This window comes from Nocardia aegles (assembly GCF_052545135.1).
Genome location: NZ_JBQWRI010000011.1, coordinates 75,264 through 96,664, shown reverse-complemented (window position 1 = coordinate 96,664; position 21,401 = coordinate 75,264). Strand labels below are relative to the sequence as shown.

Annotated in this window: 21 protein-coding genes; 11 read left to right on the top strand and 10 right to left on the bottom strand. The window is 67.0% G+C overall.

Annotated features, from left to right (window positions below; translation table 11 throughout):
• The first annotated feature begins 81 nt into the window (after positions 1–81).
• The 3 genes from ACT89H_RS25225 to ACT89H_RS25215 all read left to right on the top strand — a co-directional run bounded on the left by ACT89H_RS25225 (position 82) and on the right by ACT89H_RS25215 (position 3,003).
• The gene (locus tag ACT89H_RS25225; protein ID WP_445111136.1) at positions 82–1,878 is read left to right on the top strand and encodes an ABC transporter substrate-binding protein/permease; all 1,797 of its coding nucleotides are present in this window, start codon (positions 82–84) and stop codon (positions 1,876–1,878) included.
• Positions 1,879–2,604 carry an amino acid ABC transporter ATP-binding protein gene (locus ACT89H_RS25220; RefSeq protein WP_445111135.1) on the top strand — a complete coding sequence of 242 codons (726 nt, stop codon included), beginning with the start codon at positions 1,879–1,881 and terminating at the stop codon, positions 2,602–2,604.
• 102 nt (positions 2,605–2,706) lie between these two features.
• Positions 2,707–3,003, top strand: a complete 297-nt coding sequence (locus tag ACT89H_RS25215; RefSeq protein WP_445111134.1) for a hypothetical protein — start codon at positions 2,707–2,709, stop codon at positions 3,001–3,003.
• Positions 3,004–3,251: 248 nt separating this feature from the next.
• Here ACT89H_RS25215 and ACT89H_RS25210 read toward each other — a convergent pair whose 3' ends face one another.
• The 5 genes from ACT89H_RS25210 to ACT89H_RS25190 form a co-directional block, all read right to left on the bottom strand.
• On the bottom strand, positions 3,252–3,494 hold the full coding sequence (locus ACT89H_RS25210) for a hypothetical protein (RefSeq protein ID WP_445111133.1): 243 nt from the start codon (positions 3,492–3,494) through the stop codon (positions 3,252–3,254).
• Positions 3,495–3,715: 221 nt separating this feature from the next.
• Complete coding sequence (locus ACT89H_RS25205; RefSeq protein ID WP_445111132.1) at positions 3,716–4,972, bottom strand: CHAT domain-containing protein; 1,257 nt, start codon at positions 4,970–4,972, stop codon at positions 3,716–3,718.
• Positions 4,969–6,495 carry a tetratricopeptide repeat protein gene (locus ACT89H_RS25200; protein WP_445111131.1) on the bottom strand — a complete coding sequence of 509 codons (1,527 nt, stop codon included), beginning with the start codon at positions 6,493–6,495 and terminating at the stop codon, positions 4,969–4,971. The genes ACT89H_RS25205 and ACT89H_RS25200 overlap by 4 nt, the downstream gene beginning before the upstream one ends.
• Before the next feature lies 1 nt (position 6,496).
• A complete protein-coding gene (locus ACT89H_RS25195; RefSeq protein ID WP_445111130.1) occupies positions 6,497–7,513 on the bottom strand; it encodes a hypothetical protein in 1,017 nt (338 codons plus the stop codon).
• Positions 7,513–8,865, bottom strand: a complete 1,353-nt coding sequence (locus tag ACT89H_RS25190; protein ID WP_445111207.1) for a hypothetical protein — start codon at positions 8,863–8,865, stop codon at positions 7,513–7,515. The genes ACT89H_RS25195 and ACT89H_RS25190 overlap by 1 nt, the downstream gene beginning before the upstream one ends.
• Before the next feature lie 142 nt (positions 8,866–9,007).
• Here ACT89H_RS25190 and ACT89H_RS25185 point away from each other — a divergent pair, with 142 nt between their 5' ends.
• Positions 9,008–9,628, top strand: coding sequence for a DUF8020 domain-containing protein (locus ACT89H_RS25185; protein WP_445111129.1), 621 nt, complete (start codon positions 9,008–9,010; stop codon positions 9,626–9,628).
• 451 nt (positions 9,629–10,079) lie between these two features.
• Here the strand turns inward: ACT89H_RS25185 and ACT89H_RS25180 are convergent, their stop codons facing one another.
• Complete coding sequence (locus ACT89H_RS25180; RefSeq protein WP_445111128.1) at positions 10,080–10,517, bottom strand: DUF4189 domain-containing protein; 438 nt, start codon at positions 10,515–10,517, stop codon at positions 10,080–10,082.
• Positions 10,518–10,784: 267 nt separating this feature from the next.
• On the opposite strand from ACT89H_RS25180, the gene ACT89H_RS25175 reads away from it, so the two are divergent.
• Positions 10,785–12,476: an alpha/beta fold hydrolase gene (locus tag ACT89H_RS25175; protein WP_445111127.1), complete on the top strand. Its 1,692-nt coding sequence runs from the start codon at positions 10,785–10,787 to the stop codon at positions 12,474–12,476.
• Between the two features lie 172 nt (positions 12,477–12,648).
• A complete protein-coding gene (locus ACT89H_RS25170) occupies positions 12,649–13,353 on the top strand; it encodes a hypothetical protein (protein ID WP_445111126.1) in 705 nt (234 codons plus the stop codon).
• Positions 13,354–13,391: 38 nt separating this feature from the next.
• Here ACT89H_RS25170 and ACT89H_RS25165 read toward each other — a convergent pair whose 3' ends face one another.
• Together ACT89H_RS25165 and ACT89H_RS25160 are read right to left on the bottom strand one after the other, a co-directional pair.
• A complete protein-coding gene (locus tag ACT89H_RS25165; RefSeq protein ID WP_445111125.1) occupies positions 13,392–13,778 on the bottom strand; it encodes a hypothetical protein in 387 nt (128 codons plus the stop codon).
• A 313-nt stretch (positions 13,779–14,091) separates the two neighbouring features.
• Complete coding sequence (locus ACT89H_RS25160) at positions 14,092–14,508, bottom strand: DNA-directed RNA polymerase subunit beta (RefSeq protein ID WP_445111124.1); 417 nt, start codon at positions 14,506–14,508, stop codon at positions 14,092–14,094.
• Positions 14,509–14,805: 297 nt separating this feature from the next.
• Here ACT89H_RS25160 and ACT89H_RS25155 point away from each other — a divergent pair, with 297 nt between their 5' ends.
• A complete protein-coding gene (locus tag ACT89H_RS25155) occupies positions 14,806–15,690 on the top strand; it encodes a helix-turn-helix domain-containing protein (protein ID WP_445111123.1) in 885 nt (294 codons plus the stop codon).
• Entirely contained in the window at positions 15,687–15,890 is a 204-nt protein-coding gene (locus ACT89H_RS25150) for a DUF397 domain-containing protein (protein WP_445111122.1), read from the top strand. Before ACT89H_RS25155 ends, ACT89H_RS25150 begins: the two co-directional genes overlap by 4 nt.
• 77 nt (positions 15,891–15,967) lie before the next feature.
• On the opposite strand, the gene ACT89H_RS25145 is transcribed toward ACT89H_RS25150, so the two are convergent.
• Both ACT89H_RS25145 and ACT89H_RS25140 read right to left on the bottom strand, forming a co-directional pair.
• Positions 15,968–16,501 carry a nucleotidyl transferase AbiEii/AbiGii toxin family protein gene (locus ACT89H_RS25145; protein WP_445111121.1) on the bottom strand — a complete coding sequence of 178 codons (534 nt, stop codon included), beginning with the start codon at positions 16,499–16,501 and terminating at the stop codon, positions 15,968–15,970.
• Between the two features lie 9 nt (positions 16,502–16,510).
• A complete protein-coding gene (locus tag ACT89H_RS25140) occupies positions 16,511–17,365 on the bottom strand; it encodes a type IV toxin-antitoxin system AbiEi family antitoxin domain-containing protein (RefSeq protein ID WP_445111120.1) in 855 nt (284 codons plus the stop codon).
• Between the two features lie 316 nt (positions 17,366–17,681).
• Between ACT89H_RS25140 and ACT89H_RS25135 the strand changes: the two genes are divergently transcribed.
• The 3 genes from ACT89H_RS25135 to ACT89H_RS25125 all read left to right on the top strand — a co-directional run bounded on the left by ACT89H_RS25135 (position 17,682) and on the right by ACT89H_RS25125 (position 21,384).
• Complete coding sequence (locus ACT89H_RS25135; protein ID WP_445111119.1) at positions 17,682–18,212, top strand: lipoprotein LpqH; 531 nt, start codon at positions 17,682–17,684, stop codon at positions 18,210–18,212.
• A 102-nt stretch (positions 18,213–18,314) separates the two neighbouring features.
• The gene (locus ACT89H_RS25130; protein ID WP_445111118.1) at positions 18,315–19,115 is read left to right on the top strand and encodes a hypothetical protein; all 801 of its coding nucleotides are present in this window, start codon (positions 18,315–18,317) and stop codon (positions 19,113–19,115) included.
• A 202-nt stretch (positions 19,116–19,317) separates the two neighbouring features.
• Entirely contained in the window at positions 19,318–21,384 is a 2,067-nt protein-coding gene (locus tag ACT89H_RS25125; RefSeq protein WP_445111117.1) for a PhoX family protein, read from the top strand.
• The last annotated feature ends 17 nt before the right edge of the window (positions 21,385–21,401 follow it).

Here is a 21,401-nt window from a genome sequence, read left to right as displayed (position 1 = left end):
TGCGCGACGGCGGTGTCCGCTCCGGCCATGGGGATGCCATCGGCGGACGATGTCCGACCGCGCCCACTAGGGTTGTCCGTCATGGCTGTTCTGCCCGCTGTGCGGTCTCGCGCGTTGATCGCCGTGATATTGCTTGCCGTCGGTCTCAGCGTGACGGCGTGCGGTTCCGGCTCCGACGACGCGGCCACGGCGCGCAATCTCTGCGCACCGCCCGGCCCGGCCGCCGCCTCGGCCGCGCCGACCAATCTGGCCTCCTCGGCCGCCGCGGGCAGCGACCGCTACACCACCGCGACCACCGCGCCGCTGACCTCGATCGACGTCTCGAAACTCGGCTTGATCACGCCGGGCAAGCTCAGCGTCGGCACGCTCTCCGACGCCCCGCCCAGCATCTGCGTCGACCGGCAGGGCACATTCACCGGCTTCGACAACGAGCTGTTGAAGGCGATCGGCGCGAAGCTCGGCCTCCAGGTGGAGTTCTCCGGCACCGAGTTCGCCGGGCTGCTCGCCCAGGTATCCGGGGGCCGTTTCGATGTGGGCTCATCCAACATCACCACCACCGATGCGCGCCGCGGGCTGGTCGGCTTCACCAACGGCTACGACTTCGGCTACTTCTCCCTGGTGGTGCCGACCGGCAGCGCGATCAAGGGGTTCGCCGACCTGAACCGGAACACGCGGATCGCGGTGGTGCAGGGCACCGTGCAGGACGAGTTCGTGGTGAACCAGCTGCATCTGGACCCGGTGAAGTTCCCGGACTACAACACCGCCTACGCCAACCTGAAGTCCGGCCAGGTGGACGCCTGGGTGGCTCCGTCCGCCCAAGCCGAAGGCGCGATCAAACCGGGTGACGGAACCTCGGTGTCACAGAACACCTTCAGCCTGGACAACTTCGTCGGCTACGCGGTCGCCAAGAACAACCAGCCGTTGATCGACGCGCTCAACAGCGGTCTGGACGCGGTGATCGCGGACGGCACCTACGCCAGGCTCTACACCGAGTGGGTGCCACGGGAGCTGCCGCCGGGCTGGAAGCCGGGCTCGCGGGCCGCGCCCGCGCCGCAGCTGCCGGACTTCGCCGCGCTCGCCGCGGGCAAGCACAAGGACGAGACGGAGCAGAACGCGCCGAAATCCACGCTGCGGCAATTGCGGGACACGTTCTTCGACTGGTCGTTGTACCGCAAGGCTTTTCCCGATCTGTTGACGACCGGCCTGCCCAATACGCTGATCCTCGCCGTGTTCTCGGGTGCGCTCGGCACCGTGATCGGCATGCTGCTCGCGGTCGCCGGTATTTCCCGGACCCGCTGGTTGCGCTGGCCCGCGCGGGTGTACACCGATATCTTCCGCGGCTTGCCCGCCGTGGTGATCATCCTGCTGATCGGTCTCGGCGTCGGTCCGGTGGTGCGCAACCTCACCGGCAACAACCCGTACTGGCTGGGTGCGGTCGCGCTGGCGTTGCTCGCCTCGGCCTACATCGGTGAGATCTTCCGCTCCGGCATCCAATCGGTCGAGGCCGGTCAGCTGGAGGCGGCGCGCGCCATCGGGTTCGGTTACCGCCGAGCGATGACGCTGGTGGTGATCCCGCAGGGCGTGCGCCGGGTGCTTCCCGCTTTGATGAACCAGTTCATCGCTTTGATCAAGGATTCCTCGCTGATCTACTTCCTCGGCTTGCTCGCCACCCAGCGCGAGCTGTTCGCCGTGGGCCGCGATCTCAACGCGCAGACCGGGAATCTCTCACCGCTGGTGGCCGCCGGGCTGGTCTATCTGCTGCTCACCATTCCGCTCACCCACCTGGTCAACTACATCGACCGCCGGATGCGGACCGGCCGACCCGACCGGCCGATCGACCAGGTCGAGGCGGCCACGATCACGGAAGGGCGCGGATAGATGAGTGCCTCTCTCACCGGTACCGGACTGCATCTGACGCTCGGGCACAACCACGTGCTGCGCGGAATCGACATCCACGTCGACGCGGGCAAGACCGTCACCGTCATCGGTCCGTCCGGGTCGGGCAAGTCGACGCTGTTGCGGGTGCTGAACCGGTTGTACGAGCCCGATCAGGGCGACGTGCTGTTGGACGGCAAGTCCGTGCTCACCGAGAATCCGGACCGGTTGCGTCAGCGCATCGGCATGGTGTTCCAGCATTTCAACCTGTTCCCGCACAAGACCGTCGCGGAGAACGTCGCGCTGGGTCCGCGCAAACTGCGCGGCCTGTCCAAGGACCAGGCGCGAGCGTTGGCCGTCGAACAGTTGGAGATCGTCGGTCTGGCCGACAAGGCCGATTCGCGTCCCGCGAACCTGTCCGGCGGGCAGCAGCAGCGCGTCGCCATCGCGCGGGCGCTGGCCATGCGGCCGGAGATCATGTTTTTCGACGAGGCCACCTCGGCGCTGGACCCCGAGCTGGTGAAGGGCGTGCTCGGCCTGATCACCGACCTCGCCTCCGGCGGTATGTCGATGGTCGTGGTGACCCACGAGATGGGTTTCGCCCGCACGGTGTCCGACAGCGTGGTGTTCATGGACCAGGGGCAGGTGGTGGAGACCGGCACGCCCGACGCCTTGTTCGACGACGCCCAGACCCCGCGCTTGCGGAGGTTCCTCGCCCAAGTGCTCTGAGGCGGTTCAGCACACTGACGGCAATCTGAATTGATGCGCAGCTGCTAATGTATTTGTCGTCAGGATTCCAGCTATCCGCGCAAGGAGAGAGAGGGGAATTCGATGACCACAGCACACGCCCAGCACACCGGCCACGATCATGTGCACGGCCCGGGCTGCGGGCACACGGCGTTCCAGCACGGCGATCACATCGACTACGCCCATGATGGTCATCTCCATCGCGAACACGCAGGTCACTACGACGAGTGCGAGCGCTCCGAGCACACCGAATGCCGCGATCACCCGCACCGGCACGGCCCCAACTGCGGCCACGAGGCCGTCCAGCACGGCGACCACGTCGATTACGTGCACGACGGCCACCGCCACGCCGCGCACGACGGCCACTTCGACGAGCACTGATTCGCGTCCCGCACTGCGCCGGATCTTCGAGCTGGTACGCGAACCTGCGGAAGGACCCGCACGTCACCGTCGAGGTGGACGTCGAGGTGGACACAGTGATCATCCGGCGCCGGCCACCCCGTTGACCGGCGACGGCCGCGCCCGCACCTGGGCGATGCTGAAGCACACATACCCGTTCTTCGCAGAACACGAGATGAGACGCCCCGGGTCATCCCGGTGGCCGCTCTCACGGGTGTGACGAGCCCGGGCTAGCGGCAGGCGCGCGTGTCGGTGCCGCCGGCCGTGGCATCGACGCGCCTGCCGGCGACCAGGTCGAGCAGCGCGGTCAGGTTGTCCGGGTCGGCGGGGTCCAGGGTCCCTTCCGGTAGCGACAGTTCGGTGAGCTGTTGCCCCCGGTGGAAGGCGGCGGGGCGCAGCGGCGGCGCGTCGTCGGGTTGTCCAAGGATGGTGGCGAGATTTCCGTCGTTGTCGTAGACGGCGTAGTAGCGCATTGTGATGAGCTCCTCAGAAGCCGGTCGAGGCGGGTGTCCGACTGGTGTTGCTACTTCTCCTGATCGCGAATCGTGATGGCTGACGGCGTTCGAGCTTATCCACACGGTCGAAGCTGGGTGTCGGTTTGCGCGCTAGTTGCGTTACCCGTTTTCGCGCGATCAGCGCGGAATCGGTGCACGTAGACCGCTATATGGAGACCATTCGGCATGGTTTGCCCGGTTCAGGCGCACACGGTGGCGAAGGCTGCCCAGAGCACGGGGGAATGCTCGATCCGGCCGGAATCGCGCCACGCGGCGAGACGGTCGCGCTGCCATGCGGAGATGGCGGTCACCGGGTCGGGTTGTTCGTGCGCGTCATCGATGGCACAGACGGCTTCTTGCAGCGGGAGGGCCCGCGCGGGTGCGCCCGCGATGCGCTGGAAGGCGAAATCGGTGGGCAGCGGCCACCGGCCGGCGGTGACCAGTTCCGCGCCGCCGGTGATCATCGCGGCGGTCAAGCCGAGCGCCTCGCTGAACCGCAGGTCGCCACCGCTCTCACAGGCGATCAGCGCGACCCGGCTCGGCATCGGCCACAGTCGCGGTCCGGCAACCGGTTCCGGATCGATGGTGTGCGTGCCCAGCAGCAGGTCTTTGGCCGAAAGCGGCCGGTGGGTGCGGGATGGTTCGGCGAAGCCGATGGTGTCGGCGGTACAGGCGAGGTGTAATTCGGCGTCCTCGCTGCGACCGGATTCGGGCGCCGCGGCGGTGACGTGCCCGACGTAGAGCAAGCGGCTCGCGCCCGCGCGCAGGACAGAGCCGAGCCACTCGCGATCGACATCCGTACGCCGGAAGGCTTCGACCGGGTTCGCTACCGCGGGCCGCAGGCGGTCGTTGCCTGCGTAACTCGCCATCCGCCGCGCGAGCGGGGCTTCGGGAGTCATCCGGCCCAGCACCGAGCCGAGCGTCGAATCGGCGCGGAAGCCGGGAATGCGCGGATCGAGCACCGCGACGACCGGATGCGCCGCGGTCTCCGTCCAGGTGCGCGCGATTCGTCCGGGCGCTTGCACGACGCTCGCCGGAGCGAGCAGGCTGACGTCGGCGATGTCGATCAGCCGGACATCGCGATCCGGCGCGATGAGTTCCCACGGCACCTGGGCGACACGCGGTGCGGGTTGTAGCCGGATATGCGGGCGCACGCCGCGCTGCCACAGTTCATACAGCTGTGCGGCCAGGCCGTAGGGCAGCAGGGCTCGGGAAAGCGCCTGTGCGACGGCATACTCCCGCTCGTAGTCGGCGAACGCGCCGGTGGTGAGCGCGCGCTCGAGGCCGCCGGGCTCGGCGGGACGCGGTAGCGCGGCGGCGAGCAGTCCGACCGCCCGCGTCGCCTCGTCCACCGGAAGCACTCCCACGCCGCGGGGAGCGCTTTCGTCGACCCATCGCCACGACACGTAGATGTCTCCCGCGTCCGCCATGCGGACCAGCACCGTCGGTCGCGTCATACCGTCAGCACCCGATCGTCGCGGATCACGCGGCCGTAGCGCTGCTCGGCCGCGGCGATGAACGGCTCGAGCGCGATCCGGCCTTCCGCGGCCAGGGCCAGCCGCGGCGGCGGAGCGACCGGCAGGCCCGCTCCGGCGGCGACCCCGGCCAGGGCGGCGCCCAGTTGCAGGGCGGCGCTGCCGGGATGATCGGTGAAGTCCTCCGGCGGGTCCGGCAGCTCGAGCGGAAGCCGGGTGGGAGTTACCCGTTCGGTGCGATCGAGCGCCAAACTCGTGCCGGCGCACTGTGTTTCGACCAAATCGGCGACGAGGACGCCGTTGCCGCAGAGGTAGGCGAAGCGGAACGCCAACCGCATCGCGGGGTCGGCGATCTGCCGGTTCCACTGCTCGCGCTGGGTGCCGTTCGGCAACGTGTGGCGCACGGCGTCGATAGCCAGGGCGGCGGGAACGGCGATCCCCACGGCGTGCGCGAGCAGCTGCGCGGGCGGCGAATCGGTCGCGTCGATCGCGCCCTCCAGCAGCGTCGCGTGCCAGAAATCGAGCTGGGCGCAGTGCAGGCCGAGGCCACGCTCGGCGTAGATCGTGAACGCCGCGGCGAGCAGCTGCTCGCATTCGCCGGATCGTCCGGACTTGAACGCCACGGTGGCGGAACGAATGCGCAGGTCGGCGGCGTCGAGTACGGCTCCGGACGCGACGAAATACGCCAGGCTCCGCTCGTAGAGTTCTCGGGCGCCCGCCAGATCGCCGCGGCCTTCGGCGAGAAATCCCATGGTCTTGAGGCCGACCCCGGCCCGGTGGCCCAGCCCGGCCTGCTCGAAATACGCCTGACTGGATCGCAACGGCGCCTGCGCCTCGTCGTACCGCTCGAGGCGAACGAGCATGATGGCGAGATTCTGTTCGGTCTCGGCGACCGCGTTGCGATCGCCCGCGGACTCGAACGCGGCCAGCGCTTGCCGCGCTAAATCGACGGCCAGGTCGTGGCGGCCGGTCTCGAAGTAGGTCGCGGCGAGATTCAGCAACGGATGACCGGCCAGCTGCGGCGCGAAACGCCGTGCGGCCGACAGCGATTCGGTGGCCAGATCGGCGGCGTAGGCCCAGTTCTGCCGGTGCAACGCGACGGCGGTCAGCGAGAGCAGGCACGCCACCCGCAGTACACCGAGATCGGTGTCGGTGTTGTCGGCGAGTAACGCGCGTGCCTGCTCCAGCGCCGCCTGCGCCGCGTCGAGATCGCCCAGATGCTGAAGCGCCTGCGACATGTTGACCAGGGCGTTCGGGCGCAATCGCGGTGCGTGCTCGGGCATCTCGGCCAGCGCCGAACGGTAGAGCGCGAGCGAGGCGGCGTGGTCGCCGAGTTCGTCGGCCATGCTCGCGGCGTTGATGATCGCGCCCAGCCGGATATCGCCGGTGGTTCGTTCGGCGGCGTCCTCGAACAGGCGTTTCGCCTCGGCCGGGTCGCCGCGGGTGTACGCGGCGGCGCCCGCGGCGAGCAGTTCCCGGCCGTCGTCCGGCGTGTCCTCGGCCATATCAGAAATCCGACTCCGAACCGGCGGCAGCGATTTCCGCCAGCAGGAGCGCGTCGACGGGATCGCCGGCGGTGTCGTCCGAGCGGTTCAGCCGCGCCGTGACGAGGTCGCGAATCCGCGTGCGCCGGGTGGCCGCGTCCGGCTCCTGCTCGTCCACGCCGACGCCCGGGACGTAGATGTGCACGGTCACGCCCGCTTCCGCACCGGCCGGGGCCGTGGTCTCGGCCCGCCAGAGCTCACCATCGCGCGTCAAGGGCACGTCGGCGGCGTCGGCCGGAGTGCGGATTCCGGCACGGGGATGCAGATGTGCGGGGATGTCCGCCGGTGCGAGTGGAGCGGCGACCGCGCTCACCCGCACGATCGTGGTCCCGGCCGCGCGCACCACTTCCCAGGACACGGCGCGTTCCGAGGCGTCCAGCAGGCCGGGTGGGCAGCGCTGCCAGTCCCAGCCTTCGGTGCCCCGGGCCAGGACGAGAGCGCCGGGCGCGACGACGGTGGCCGGTCCGGCGGCCAGCGCGTAGTCCTCCGCGCGGCCGAGTGTTGCGGTGGTCGAGCGTTCGTCGGCAGCCGCGTCGGCGCCGTCGACGATCAGGTCGCATTCCTCGCTCAGTGTGGCTATCTCGTCTTCCAGCAGGTCTTCGTCCAGCGGCGCGATGCCGTCCAGCGTCGACGCGGGCCACCAGCGTGCCGCCCAACGGGCGTAACCGAGCCGCCAGGCACGCGCGGTGAGCTCGGGCAGCGCTGGTTCGGCCGGATACTCCCCTTCGTCCGCCTCGTCGACAGCGACGGCCACCTCCGGGCCGTACACCGCCCAGATCCACTCCTGGGCGAGGACGAGGTCGTCGAGCACCGCCGCCGGGGTCACCTGCCCGCTGAGCAGGCTCCAGGTCAAGTGCCCGCCCGAAACCTCGAGCACCAGCACGTCCACCCCGGCCGCGTCGTCCACGACGGTCGGAGCGTCCTGCGGCGCGATGATCCACAGGCCGTCGCGGCGGCTGACGCGTACGGTGGTGCTCATCAGCTCGCCTTCGATTCCGCCGCGTCCGGCTCACCCGCGTTCGCCCGCACACTCAACGCCCGCTTGACCCGCGTGCGATGGTCCAGGATCACCGAACGCGCCACACCGTCGAGCAGATCCCACAGCTCGTCCGGATCGTGGACGGCGAACTCCCGGACATCCCTGCCGTGCAGACGGACCCACAAACGCCGCAGGTACGGCTGCCACGGCGTGCGCAGCTCGGCGGCGATGGCGGCCAATGGACCGGTCGGCGGCTCGGCCGGCACCACCACCAGCCGCCGCGCCTGCAACACGTAGGCTTCGCGTCGCCAACGGCTGTTGACTACCTGATGCGCCGTGGATCGTCTTGGCTCCGTAGCCGTTTCGGCCAGGTGCAGCTGCGGCCCGCCCGTCGCCGGTGCGCGGCGATGTTCGATGGGCGCCAAACCGGTCGCCAGCGCGGTCCCCGCCGTCGCTGTCACGCGCAGGGACTCCTCCAGCAGTGCCCACGGTGCGCAGCTGCGGGCGATCTCGGCGCCGACCAGCTCGGGGATCGGCGGCAACTCCGCGCGCTCGGTGGACGCCTGCAGCACGGTGAACACCCGCTCGTACACGGTCCGATCGAACGGAAGCCCGAGGGTCGATTTCGAGGCCGAAGAACCGATCGCGGGGCGCAGCGGCACCGGATGCTCGGTCAGTCCTAATTCTTGGGCGGATGCGTCCTGCCACAGCCGGATTCCCGTGTGCGTACCGGCATGGGCCGCGACCAGCCGGTCCAGGGTCTGCTGTCCGTCGGCGTCCGTGCCGCGCCGCGCCGCGGCGCACGCCTCCAGCAGCGCGTCCACCTCCGCGTCGTGGTCGCCGCCCGGCGGGCCGGTGAGCGGACGCCGCCGCCAGGCCAGCTCGAGCAGGCCGGCCAGCTCCCGTTCCCGGTCGTGATCGGTGAGGTATTCCTTCAGCGCCTGCGTGGTGCGTCCCGCGGTGTATTCGTGAATCTCGCGCAACGCGTCCTCAGCGACTGCGCGCGCTCGCGCCGGATTCGGCATACCCGAGGTGGTCGCCAGCTCGAAACAGCGTTGGAAGTACAGATCCTGCGGGTGCCCCTCGGTGATCCGCAGCGTCCGCCGCACCTGCTTGAGCACCGTGAACCAGGCCGCCGTCGCACGCAGCACGTCGGCCGCGGCCTGAATGCGCGCCTCCAGCAGCACCGCGCCGTCGGCCGTCAGGATCGGCCCCGCGCACAACGGATGCTGCACCGGCCGGATCACCAACGGGTCGAGCACGAGTTTCACCGTCCGGCGCAGCGGGCCTCCGTGCGGGCCGCTGAGCGGTTCGACGCCCTCGAACCTGCGCCACACCTCATCGAGCACCATGGCGCGCGGTCGTCGCATGCGTGCAGTGTATTTGCCGCGACTTCGTCCCGGCGTGTGTGGCGTACCACACACCCTTGCATTCGGCGCCTAAGGTCTGACTCGGTCCGCCCATCCGGGGCAGCTGAGTGGAGGGATTCGAAGAATGCAGTTCGAGAAAATCCGCGCTGCCGTTTTCCTGGCCGTCTCGGCCGTGGGTATCACCGCGGCAACCGCCCATGCGGAGCCGGTCGCCACGGAGCAGCCGACTGCGGTGACCGCGGGAGACACGATCTCCGGTGTGGATCACGGAATCACCTACCAGATCACCGTTTCGCCAGTCGACCGAGTCGTTACCACCACCGTCGAGAACGGTCGGTTCGAGCTCGCGCGCAACGGTGCGGTGGTGCTCGAGTCCGGCGACGGAGCGGCGGTGACCGAAGTGCCGCGACAGTACGCCGTCGACGGGCATTCCATCGCGATCGCGCAGCACATCGGTGCGGACGGCCACACCCTGACCTCGACACCGACCCCGACGGCAGAAGACAACACGCAACCGAAGGACATCAGCTCCTACGACCGGCTCAAGGAGCAGATCAACAAGAACCTCCCCGGCGTCGTCACCGGCGCCATCGTGGGCGGCCTCCTCGGGGCGTGTGTGATCCTGGTATGGGGAGTCAGCATCCCTCTGGGTGCGCTGATCGGTGGAACCATCGGCGGATACGCCATGGGCGGGCCGGAATTCCTCGACGCCGTACAGGGGTTCATCGCCAACCAGGGCAGGTGAAACAGCCGCCGGTTGGCCGGGGTTGAGGAGCATCCGCGCGAAATCGGGTAGTAATCGCTGATATCGGCCGCGTCGCCCTTCAATTTGGACTTTGCGAGAACGATTTCGGCCGGGCGGCGACTTGTCACAGCGACTGCGCTGACGGCCGCGTGCATCAGGCGCATCAACAGCTGCGGTCGGTATCTGGGGTTCGCCGTGCAACGCTTGGACCGTGGTCGAGCCACCGAGCGAGTGGCCGGACATCCCTACGTTCGTCATGTCCGAGGCAGGCGGCGAAATCCGGAGCCGGTGCCCCGTCGATCGCCACCGCCAGGCACACATCCAGCTGCTCCCGGTGCGACGACGCCTGCTCTCGGGTGTGGGCGAGTCGGTGATTGCGCCGCACGGAAGATTGCGTGCGGCTTGGACAATCACTCGCTGACCAAGACCTGTTGACGCCGAGGCGACTGGGTCAGTACGCGTTGGCGGTGCAGAGCACCTCGCTGATCTTCGTCCCCGACTTGTCCGCGGAACCGACCTTGGCCAAAAGCGCCGGCGGGTAGTAGTCGGCGAGGCTGCTGTAGGCACCGGACAGTGCGGCCGAGGGGGTGCGGCCCGATCCGGTGCCCACCGCGTTGTCGGTGTAGACGAGCGCGCCGCATCCGTTCGACCATTCGACCAGGATCTCGCAGTCGGAGACGCCGTCCTGACTGCACGTGGCGAGCGCCTCGTCGATGGCTTGGGCGCGGCTCGGCGCATCGATACTGGTGGCGTAGCTCCAGTCCTCGACACTGAACGCGATCGCGCCGTAGAGACCAGCCGCATTCGCCGCGCCGGCACCGATTACCGATCCGGCTACCGCAAGACCCATCGCCGCGACCGCTCCGACGGCCTTACCCATGAACTTCATCGAGCACTTTCCTCTGTCAACACATGTGGAACTAAACTTGACGCATCATGGCGGATCGCCGTCCGATTCGTCCAATTCAACCGGGCGGGTCACACTCCCGGAGGCCCTGCGTGTAACTCGCAGCGTTTGGTGGCGCTGCTCTCGTACTGTCGGATGGTGCGGAAGTAGTTGCCTGACAGCAGTGGCGACTCGTCATCGAGCCGGTTAGGTCGGCTACGGTCTGTCGCGAGACGAGGGGAGTTGCCTGTGCGGCGTTCGGTGGGGCCAGTGTCCCGGATATCTATTCTGGTTTTCGCGCTGAGTCTTTCGGGCGGGTACGCGGCCGCCGAAAGTGGCAGCTACAACCTCGAATTCGGTCCGACACCGCTGGCCCGCACAGCCGATCCGAGTGAATCCGCACCGGTGCCCGCGGCCATCGCGGATCAGAGTCTGGCCTGGAAGCCGTGTGGCGAAACAGGGCTTCAGGACTTCCTGGATGGCGAGGTATGGGCGGCGGCGCGTACGCCGCTGCTCGACGGGTTGCAGTGCGCGAGCGTGCAGACGCCGCTGGATTGGTCGGATCCCGCAGCAGGGCCGACCGTAAGTTTCGAGATTTCGCGGCTGCCGGGACGAGGCATGAGACGTCCCCTGCTGACGAGTCCTGGAGGCCCCGGAGCCGGCACCCTGCTCAATCCCATCCAGTGGGCCACCGCTATTCCGGAGCTACGTGACTCCTATGACCTCATCGGATTCGACCCGCGCGGCACAAGCCTGTCCAGCACCGCGGCCGACTGTGACGCGAACAGTTCCGGCGATCCGCAGCTGCTGGCGACCGGCCGCAACGACGACGCCGACATCCTCGATTTCTCGCCGGCTTCGGTACACCGACAGCTGTCGCAGGCCAAAGCATGGATCCAGTCTTGCGTGCAGCGGTCGGCGCGGACGCCGACCGGCAGCACTGTCCTCGGTGCTGTCGACTACTGGCAGACGGTGCGGGACCTGGATCTGGTGCGGTCACTGCTGGGCGCGCCGAAGTGGAGCTACCTCGGCGCCTCCCAGGGGACGGCGCTCGGGCTGGAGTTGGCGCGCACGTTCCCCGGCCATATCGACCGGCTGGTGCTCGACTCGAGCATCGATCCGGCCCGCTCCCTCGCCGACGCGCACCGAGACCGCGTCCTGCACCAGCAGCGGACGATCGAGGACGCGTTCGCCCCGTGGCTCGCCACCCGCGGCACACCTTTCGGAGAAAGTCCTGAGGCCGTCCTCGTCGCGATCACGCGGATGCGTGCCGACCTGACGGCCCACCCCCTCGCGCTGCCCCTCGATCGAACCTTCAGCGGAAACGACTTGAACACAGTCCTCTTCAGTGTCGGCAACGGACCGTATGAGGTATTGGAGCGGAAGTTACTCACCCTGCGCGCCGCGATGGATAGCCCGTCTCTCGCCGCACAGCTGAACACAGCCGTGACCTTTCGCCTACCGCCACTGACCGACGAGTTCAATGGAGATCTCGTCCAGGCCGGCTCCCGAGTCGGCTGGTGGACCGCACGCAACTGCAACGACGCTGGCTGGAGCCACGACCTCGACGAGGTCGTCGCCACCGCACAACAACTCGCGGCCCAAGCGCCGCTGACCTACCTCGGCATGGGTTTCACCGCGGCCTGCGCCTTCTGGCCCGAACCACACCACGACCCGAACCCAGCACCTCTCGATCACATCACATCCGCCCTGCTGATCAGCAACGAGAAGGATCCGGTAACACCGATCTCCGGAGCTCGAGCTGCACACGCCGCTATCCCTGATTCCCGGCTCGTCACAGTCCCCGGCACACAGCATCACCTGGTCCTGCCACAAACCATGCCCAATGGCTTACCAGGCTCGATCCCCACCACCAGCACCTGCGCCACCTCCGCAGTCATCGAATACCTCATGTACGGCCGACTTCCGGACACCGATACAGCCTGCCGACCCGACCGATAACGACTCGTTCATCGAGCGGCGCTGGAGACCCGCGCAGCGAATCAGGTTCACTGCGGACCGCAGTTCGCCTAGCTGCACAAATTCAGTATCCAGGCGCGGGAAGGACACCCTGAGTGGCCCGAGCTACTGCTCGATGCCATACGTTGCCGGGCACGGCGATTAGGGTGTGCCCGTGAGTGATACAGAGCTGGACGAAGCATTCGACACCGCTACCTGGGCGGCGATCGAATCGGCGTGGACGTCGTGGGGTCGCATCGATCAGGACGTCATCGCACCGTTGATCAACCCGGCCTTCATGGGTGGACCTGCCTGGCCCGCTCTGCGTCAGGCGCACTCGATCACTCGACGCACCGACGCGATCCTGCTGGCCAGCAGCGGTCTGGCCGACCCAACCGCATGGGACGACGACGAGCCCACCAACGGCTTCGAACTCGAGGTGTATGCGATCGCCGACGATCTGCCGGTCGACAGCGACACGATGACCGTCGCGGGGTCCTGGTTGGGCAGGCTGGTGATGGACGTGTCGAATCAGGCGGCCCACCTCGGATTCCAGTTCACCGACAGACTCACGCAATACGGTGTGGTCACCATGGCACTGCCACACGTGGAGCTGCCCGACGCGCCGGACACCTACATCGACAGCGAGCACGGGGCGGTGGTGATGATCGGGTTGACCGACGCCGAGATCCCGGACACGGTCACCGGCCCCCTGTCATCGATCCGGCTGGTCAACGTCAAACTGCTTACGCGCGCCGAAGGTCGCTTCTGCATAGATCACCCGGAAGGCGGCGCGTACGCCCGCAACGAGTTGGCGCGGCGGTTCGCCGAGCAGGGCCGTCCGCTCCACTCGAGCCTGGACCGTCCATCTGTCGTCTGAACCGCAACCAACCTGAGGTCCAGGTACACGTAAGTGGTTCACGGCCCGTCGTACAGTCTCTCGTTCGGCAACCGCCGTAAGCCGGTCGTGTCGCCGGGGATCACCTCTACGGAGTCGACGAATCGGCGCTGGTACTGCTCCTGGAGGAACCATAGTGCGGAGGTGAGGCAGGCCGCGAAGTCCAGCCGGTGTCCGTCGATCACCACCGCCAGGCGCACGTCCGGTTGCTCCGGGTGTGGTGACATCTGCTCTCGGGTGTGGGCCGGTTGGTGATCGCCCCGAATGGCAGAGCCATTGCGGGCGGAGGTACCGGCCGGTACACCCCCGGCACCCTCCGATTTCCGGATTTTGTAGGCGAGGACGTTGGTGTCGTAACACGGTTCGCTCGACTCGGCTTGGGTGTCGGCATCGCCGTCGGCCACCATCGTTTTCGAACACCTCCCACGAAACGGCGGCGCGGAGCCGCGGCAGAACTGCGGAGTTATATGTGTATTGCTGTCACGCTTCCGAGCGGCAGCGGCTGAGCCGGAATCAGCTCCGCGCGGACCCACGGATCGCGGCGAGGCTCGGTGAGGTCACACATGCGCTCGATATCGGAGTCGGATGGAAGCGGTCTGCTCGCCGCCCGCTCCAAATAGAGCTTTTCCGTGCGGGTGACGCGGTCCTCCAGGATCGCCGTGCTCACGGAGAAACAGAGCGCAAGCCATGAGAAGACCCCGAATGCGATGAGTACAGCCATCATCGCGCTACCGCGGACCATGCCCGCACGGCAGCGATGACAGCGAGACCGGACGGAAGGAAGGCATTGCGAGCCGGGACAATCCATTGCCGGATCGAGCCGTTCGGGCTGGGAGATGGAAGCGCGATCACGGCACCCTCTCGCGCGATGCTCACATCCCTACGGAACATCTCAGCGAACAACTTGACGTCGTCGTCTTCGATGTCGGGACGCACGAGGAATGTCCAGCGGTCCGAACGTGGGTGTCCGACAATAGGTCCGAGCGCGCCGCCGCTGCTCTGCAGGTGCGCTTTCACCGCTCGGCCCAGCCTGCTGGGCATCGTCACCGCCCACACCGATCCGGCGCGCAGCACGATCCGGCCGAGTTCCGGTGGGTCGATCACGGCGTTGAAGCCGCAATTCCTGCGATAGAACATGCAGCGGGACCGTGGTGTGTCCCCGAATGTTCCTTCATCCATCGTTAGACCTCAACTCACATCGACTGGCGGGTTGGGTGCGCCCGGCCCGGCCACCCCTGCTGGGAGGTGAACCGGCGTAGGGAACGTGAGCGCAAGATCGCCGTCACCTGCTCACGCCGCCGGGCGCACCACCAAGGAGACACCCAAAGACCGAGTCGCTGCGACGATTTCAGCACGAACGTTTCCAAAAATCTGGTGCTGTTTTAGTTGTTGGTGCATCCTTGTTCGAGTTGCAACACCCTCCGGAAGGTCGAGATGGCAACAGATTCCACAATCGCCCGGCGCATGCTGGGCATGCAGCTGGAGACGCTGCGCGAGCGTGCCGACATCACCAGAGAGGCCGCGGCTACCGCGATCGCCTCGGCTCGATCGACGATCTGGAAGATGGAGACCGGTCAACCCGTCCGCTTCAACCCGGTCCTGATCGAGCGACTGTGTCAGCTCTACAACGCCACTGAGAAGGAAACCCAGGTTGTCCTGGAACTGGTGAAGGAGACCAAGGGTGCGAAAGGTTGGTGGCAGGCATTCACCGACGACACGATCCCAAAGGACTTCAACCTGTTCGTCGGCCTAGAAGATGCCGCCAACCGGATCACGTCGTATCAGACCATTGTCTTGCCGGGCCTGCTTCTAACCGACGATTACCGGCGAGCGATCATCTGGGCCGAGTACCCGAACAAGCCCGCGGAAGACGTTGAGCGGCACTTGGAGGTCGGCCGGAAGCGCCAATCGCGGCTCACTTCCGAGAAGAACCCGCTCACTATGGATGTGTTCGTTGACGAGTCCGCCCTTCACCGCACTGCCGGAAGCGCCTCGGTCATGACTGCGCAGCTTCATCACCTCGCCGACATCGGTCAGCTGGCGAATATCGCGATACGCGTTGTGCCTGCATCGACCGGTATCTACCGCGCGCTGCTGATCGGTTCCTTCGTCCTGCTTGATTTCCCGCGGCACTCCACCGCAGACCTGACCATGCCCCCGGTGGTCTACCTCCAAGGCTTTCTCGGCGACCTGTACCTTGAGGGAAACGACGAGGTGCGGGAGTACCGTCAAGTCTCCGCCGAGCTGGACCGCCTGGCACTGGACCAGGCTGCTAGCCGAAATCTCGTCCTCCAGGTTGCAAAGGAGTATGAACGGTGAACGTTGATCTATCCGGCGCGGTGTGGTTCAAGAGCACCCGTAGCGGGACCAAGGATTGCGTCGAGGTCGCGCATCTTGGAGGCGGCATGGTCGGTGTGCGTGACTCGAAGAACCCGACCGGTCCGGCGCTGGTGTTCACCCCCGGTGAGTGGGACGCGTTCACCGCTGGCGTGCACGCTGGCGAGTTCAGGCGTCCGTAGCAGTTAGCCGCTGTCCCCGGCTGAAATCTCGTCTTTCAGGAAACGCCCTCTACCAGCGCAAATTGGTAAACCGTGGATCAGTTCTCCCAAGTGCTTCGTTCGTGGTTCCACGTCGCTTCGTGATCAGCAGCGGGGAGCGAGCTGAGGATTCGGCTGTAGCAGCAGCTCGCCGCAGCGAGTGCTACGTCGAAGTCGTGGTAGTCGGCAGCGAGCGGACTATTGCGCGCCGTAGCTGCCCACCGGGCCGGCCAGGTGGAGCCGGGGCTTTCGAGGGTGGTGGGCAGTGAAGGGATAGCGCGGAGGGCTCTTTCGTGCTCGAGGGCGGTGACAGTCGAGGACAGATCGATTGTGAGGAAGCCGCTGATCAACAGGAGATCCACCAGGTCGCGGTAGCGCCCTGACTCCGTACCGACCGCGCCGTAGATCTCATACATTGCGCAGATCTTGTCGGCGATCTGGTCGGCGAGCGGATAGAGCTGGGCTGTGGTCTCCTGCGAGAAATCGTCGGTGTCGACCAATCGGGGGATGGGACGGCGCTCGATTCGTCCGGCCAGGGTCCGCGTCGTGATGCTCGTTCTGACGGCATGGGGCGAGCGCGATGACGAGCTCATCGGTCGGTGCTACTCCTCTGATTGCGTTGCGCGCGGGTAACTTTCCAGGATATCCGGGTCAATCTTGCTCAGGCTTTCCGCTGCCTGCCGCAGGGATCTCGAGGTGTCGGGATCGATCTTGCGCAGTTGTGCGACGGCGGCTCGCAGGATGGATTCGAAAGCGGGAGCTTCTGAGTGGCGTCTCGCGATGTCCGCCATCGCCAGCGTGTTGACCGGTACTCCTGCTTGCACGATGAGTGCGTCGAGGAAGCCATGCCCGTCCAGCGCTCGATGCCCATAGCCGAAGGCGTGGGGCGCCAGTACCGCGACGACCTCTTCGATAGTCGTCAGGTTGCGAGTGAGCGCGTCCCGAACGATCGAAGCGAGATGGCCGGAATCGAGAGCCGCCGCGGCGAGGTCGCTGATAGTGCGGGTGGGGGTGGTTACTGGTAGCTCATCGACTATCTGCCAGTCATCGCGGGTGAGTTGGCCGCGATGGACAGTGATGTCGGGCAGCGACAGCCGGATTCGCCGGGTAGCGGTCAGTTCCACGACATCGGCGTCCAGATCGCCCAGTCGGTGCAGTGCGGCGGCTGTTCGATGGGACAGCACTCCGGTGGGCACGTCCTGTTCCAGGCGTTGCCACGCCACCAGGCCCGGATTCAGTGCCAGCCACGCCACTCGCATCTCCAGATGCTCGTCGTGCGGAACACGGGAGAGCCGATAGAGGCCATGATGAAGCCGCTCCAGTACCCCGGAGTCGGTGAGGCGCTTGAGCTGTTGCGGGGTCACTGATGCGACTTCCCGCGCCTGTCGACTGGTGACCAGGCCTCGCTGTTCTGCCGCCAGAGAAATCAGCTCAGCCACGAGAGTATCGGCAGCCATGTCACGATAATAGCCAAATTCGGCTACTTATTTGCCATATAAATTAATTATTGCGCCAAGCTTCATAACCTTGGTGCCATTCAGCATCTTGTTCCGGTCGTGCCCATCCCGCCCAGGTGTCGAGCCGGTTTTCCAGAGGGAAGATCCGGTCCGCCGGAGCTCGCCCGGTGCGGTCACACGTCCTCTACCAGCGCAAACGCGGAAAACCTGGGATCGGTAGGGCGCGAATCGTTCCTACCTTTTACTCAACGGCCCCACCGGAGGGCCGGAGGAACCGAAACCAGGGGCGCCGCCCCGCTGACGACAAGGACACACCATGAACACCACTTCGCTCCGCATCGCCGCCGCCGCTGTCGCAGCCACCGCCGCGGTGGTCGTGCTCACCGGATGCGGTGACAGCAAGGGCAGCTCGCCCGCCGCGCCCGCGCCGTCCTCGGCGCAGCCGGCCGCCCCGGCGGGGAAGTCGGTCGCTTCGGTCGACGGCAAGGCCTTCGACGCGAAGTTCACCACCACCTGCGCCAAGCAGGGCGGCACGCTGGCGCTCGCGCTGACCGACACCGCCAACGCCGCCTACGGCAACCTCTCGGTGAGCGCGACCATCACCGACGCGAACACCGTGCAGGCGGTCGCGATCGCGGGCAGCAAGGGCGGCGACAACGGCCTGCCCTACGCGGTGGGCTTCGGCAACGGCATGCCGGGCGGCTCCGCGAAGGTCGTCAAGGACGGCAACACCTACAAGGTCACCGGCGAGGGTGTGGGCGCCCCCGACCTGACCAACCCGCTGGCCGGGCCGAAGACGTCGAAGTTCGACATCACCTTCGCCTGCTCGTCCATCGTCGGCGCCTGATCGCCGCAGGTCCTGCTTCGCCCCGTCATCCCGGTCGGCTACGGGATGACGGGGCGGCGAATCCCGAAACTTCGCATCACCAGCATCACCAAAGGAAACGTCATGAAGAAGATCCGTCTGATCGCCCTCGCTCTCGGCGCCGCCGCGATCGGCTACTACGTCTACCACGCCGTCACCTACGTCCCGACCAGCGAATGGGAGCCCGCCGGAATGGGCTGGCTCGGCATCGAAATGGCGCTGCCGATCATCGCGCTCACCTTGGTCCCGATAGTTTTCGCGTTCACCGGTGAAGGCATCATGAGCGCGCTGACCGGCCGCAACAGCGCGGAGTTCCGCGAGGGCCTGACCGGGCTCGGCACCGTCCGATCGGTACGGCAGACCGGCGTCACCGTCAACGACCAGCCGCAGGTCCACGTCGAGTTCAGCGTCGAAGGGGCGGACGGCAAGATCTTCCACTCTTCCGCGAGGATGATCGTGCCGCTCACCGAACTGGCCCTGCTGCGCGCCGGGGTGGTGCTGCCCGTGCGCTACCTGCCCGGCCGGACCGACAAGGTCGAGGTCGACCTGTCCGGCGACGCCTCCGCCGCGCAGCACGCGATGAACGAGTCCCTGATCCGCAAGGGCATCACCACGCGGCACAAGCTCGACATCGCCGAGCGCGGCATCGCCACCCAGGCGGTGGTGCGGTCGCTGTCGGTCACCGGCACCATCCGCGACGGTCACTCCGAGGTCGAGCTCGGCCTGGTCGTCACCCGGCCCGACGGGACGAGCTTTTCCACCGAGGTGACGAAGTTCCTGGCACCGGCCAGCGTCGGCCAGGTGCAGGTGGGCCGCGTCCTGCGGGCGCACTACCTGCCCGAGAACGAGAGCGAGGTCGTCATCGCCCTTTCGGTGAACGCCTGATGGGTGCGCCGGACGAAGTCGCCGTCCGAGACCCCATGCCGCGTCGATTCGAGATCCTCGAGTCGGCGCGGCATTGCCGTTTCCAGCTCTGGTGGTCCGGCAATTTGAGGGTTACCTAATTGGGCGGTTGTTCATTTGGTCGTCTTTTCCGGATTGTCCGGATCGTCTACCGTGCGGCCATCGGCCCAACCCAGGAGTCACTGTGAGTCTTCAGCCACTCGCCCTTTTCGTGAAGCACGACGGACAGTCGTCGCGCGCTGCCGTGACCTGTGAATACAAGTGCGCGAACGCGTGCTTCCACGAGGCGCCCAACACCTCTTCGGGCGCCTACTTCGGCGACATCGTCAGCTCCCTGAACCGGCGCGGACTGATCAAGGGCGGTGCCGCCGCCGTGCTCGCGGTCGGTGCGGCCAGCGCGCTCGCCGCCTGCGGGGACGACAGTGAGCCGACCACCGCGGGGTCCACCACGCCCGCGGGCCCGCCCGGAACCGGCACCGACTTCACCGCCGTCGCGCCGAACAAGGAAGACGCCGTGGTGATCCCGGACGGCTACGAGCAGTCCGTCGTGATCCGCTGGGGCGATCCGCTGTTCCCGGACGCGCCCGCCTTCGATTTCGACAAGCAGACCGCCGCCGCGCAGGCCAAACAGTTCGGCTACAACAACGACTTCGCCGCCCTGCTGCCGATCGAGGGCCAGGCCAACGGCTACCTGCTGGTGGTGAATCACGAGTACACCACCAGCCCGCACATGTTCCGCGGCTACAACAAGGACGCGCCGACCGACGAGCAGATCGCGGTCACCATGGCCGCACACGGTTTGACCGTGGTGGAAGTGAAGGGCGAAGCCGGCTCCGGCAAGCTCGTTCCCACCTTCGGCAAGTACAACCGCAGGATCACCGCGAGCACCGAGTTCAAGCTGACCGGTCCCGCCGCGGGCAGCGACTTCGTCAAGACGTCGGCCGATCCGACCGGCACCAAGGTGCTGGGCACCTTCGCCAACTGCTCCGGCGGCCTGACGCCGTGGGGCACCGTGCTGTCCGGCGAGGAGAACTTCCACGGCTACTTCGCCAACGCGGACAAGGTGACCGAGCCGGCCGCCGCGGCGCGGCTGAAGCGCTACGGTTTCGCCGCGGGCAAGACCACCAACCAGTGGGAGCGTGCGGACAAGCGTTTCGATCTCGGGCAGGAACCCAACGAGGCCAACCGATTCGGGTACGTCATCGAAGTCGACCCGTGGGATCCGAACTCCACGCCGATCAAGCACAGCGCGATGGGCCGGGTGAAGCACGAGGCCGCCACCATCTATGTCACGAAGAACGGCGACGTCGTCTCCTACACCGGTGACGACGAGAAGTTCGACTACATGTACAAGTTCGTGTCCTCGCGCAAAATCCAGCCGGGCACCGGCGCGGCGAGCATGCGGCACAACCTGACCATCCTGGACGCGGGCACGCTGTATGTCGCCAAGCTCGCGGGCGATCACGCGGACAAGATCGACGGCACCGGCGCCAAGCCGTCCGACAAGGGCTTCACCGGCACCGGCCAGTGGATTCCGCTGCTGGAGACCGGTGCGGACGGCAAGGGCAAGTCGCTGGTCGAGGGCATGAGCGCGGAAGAGGTCGCGGTCTTCACCCGCCTGGCCGCCGACAAGGTGGGCGCCACCAAGATGGACCGCCCGGAGGACTTCGAGGCCAACCCCTACACCGGCAAGGTGTACGTCGCGCTGACCAACAACGACAACCGCGGCGCGGACGGCAAGCAGGGTCCCGACGAGGCGAACCCGCGCAAGCTGAACAAGAACGGCCAGATCCTGGAGATCGACGACAACCACACCGGCACCACGTTCACCTGGTCGCTGCTGCTGGTCTGCGGCGATCCCGTGGCGGCCGACACCTACTTCGCCGGTTACGACAAGTCCAAGGTCAGCCCGATCTCCTGCCCGGACAACCTGGCCTTCGATCCGTACGGCAACCTGTGGATCGCCACCGACGGCAACGCGCTGAAGTCGAACGACGGGCTGTTCTCCGTGGTGCTCGACGGCCCGAATCGCGGCCAGACCAAGCAGTTCCTCACCGTCCCGCGCGGTGCGGAGACCTGCGGTCCGGTGGTCAGCGAGGCGCGGGTCATGGTGTGCGTGCAGCATCCGGGCGAGGCCGACGACGCCACTCCGGAGAACCCGTTGTCGCACTGGCCCGATGGCGGCACGGCCCAGCCCCGCCCCTCGGTCGTGGCGGTCTGGAAGAAGGCCGGCGGCCGCATCGGGGTCTGATACCACAGCCGCGGCAC

Excerpts from the sequence above, each read along its gene's own strand:
- ACT89H_RS25215 (WP_445111134.1), top strand. The coding sequence starts at position 2,707 with ATGACCACAGCACACGCCCAGCACACCGGCCACGATCATGTGCACGGC.
- ACT89H_RS25200 (WP_445111131.1), bottom strand. The coding sequence starts at position 6,495 with ATGGCCGAGGACACGCCGGACGACGGCCGGGAACTGCTCGCCGCGGGC.
- ACT89H_RS25190 (WP_445111207.1), bottom strand. The coding sequence starts at position 8,865 with ATGGTGCTCGATGAGGTGTGGCGCAGGTTCGAGGGCGTCGAACCGCTC.
- ACT89H_RS25165 (WP_445111125.1), bottom strand. The coding sequence starts at position 13,778 with ATGGTGGCCGACGGCGATGCCGACACCCAAGCCGAGTCGAGCGAACCG.
- ACT89H_RS25210 (WP_445111133.1), bottom strand. The coding sequence starts at position 3,494 with ATGCGCTACTACGCCGTCTACGACAACGACGGAAATCTCGCCACCATC.
- ACT89H_RS25180 (WP_445111128.1), bottom strand. The coding sequence starts at position 10,517 with ATGAAGTTCATGGGTAAGGCCGTCGGAGCGGTCGCGGCGATGGGTCTT.
- ACT89H_RS25205 (WP_445111132.1), bottom strand. The coding sequence starts at position 4,972 with ATGACGCGACCGACGGTGCTGGTCCGCATGGCGGACGCGGGAGACATC.
- ACT89H_RS25130 (WP_445111118.1), top strand. The coding sequence starts at position 18,315 with ATGAAGAAGATCCGTCTGATCGCCCTCGCTCTCGGCGCCGCCGCGATC.
- ACT89H_RS25135 (WP_445111119.1), top strand. The coding sequence starts at position 17,682 with ATGAACACCACTTCGCTCCGCATCGCCGCCGCCGCTGTCGCAGCCACC.
- ACT89H_RS25225 (WP_445111136.1), top strand. The coding sequence starts at position 82 with ATGGCTGTTCTGCCCGCTGTGCGGTCTCGCGCGTTGATCGCCGTGATA.
- ACT89H_RS25195 (WP_445111130.1), bottom strand. The coding sequence starts at position 7,513 with ATGAGCACCACCGTACGCGTCAGCCGCCGCGACGGCCTGTGGATCATC.
- ACT89H_RS25140 (WP_445111120.1), bottom strand. The coding sequence starts at position 17,365 with ATGGCTGCCGATACTCTCGTGGCTGAGCTGATTTCTCTGGCGGCAGAA.
- ACT89H_RS25160 (WP_445111124.1), bottom strand. The coding sequence starts at position 14,508 with ATGTTCTATCGCAGGAATTGCGGCTTCAACGCCGTGATCGACCCACCG.
- ACT89H_RS25155 (WP_445111123.1), top strand. The coding sequence starts at position 14,806 with ATGGCAACAGATTCCACAATCGCCCGGCGCATGCTGGGCATGCAGCTG.
- ACT89H_RS25185 (WP_445111129.1), top strand. The coding sequence starts at position 9,008 with ATGCAGTTCGAGAAAATCCGCGCTGCCGTTTTCCTGGCCGTCTCGGCC.
- ACT89H_RS25145 (WP_445111121.1), bottom strand. The coding sequence starts at position 16,501 with ATGAGCTCGTCATCGCGCTCGCCCCATGCCGTCAGAACGAGCATCACG.
- ACT89H_RS25220 (WP_445111135.1), top strand. The coding sequence starts at position 1,879 with ATGAGTGCCTCTCTCACCGGTACCGGACTGCATCTGACGCTCGGGCAC.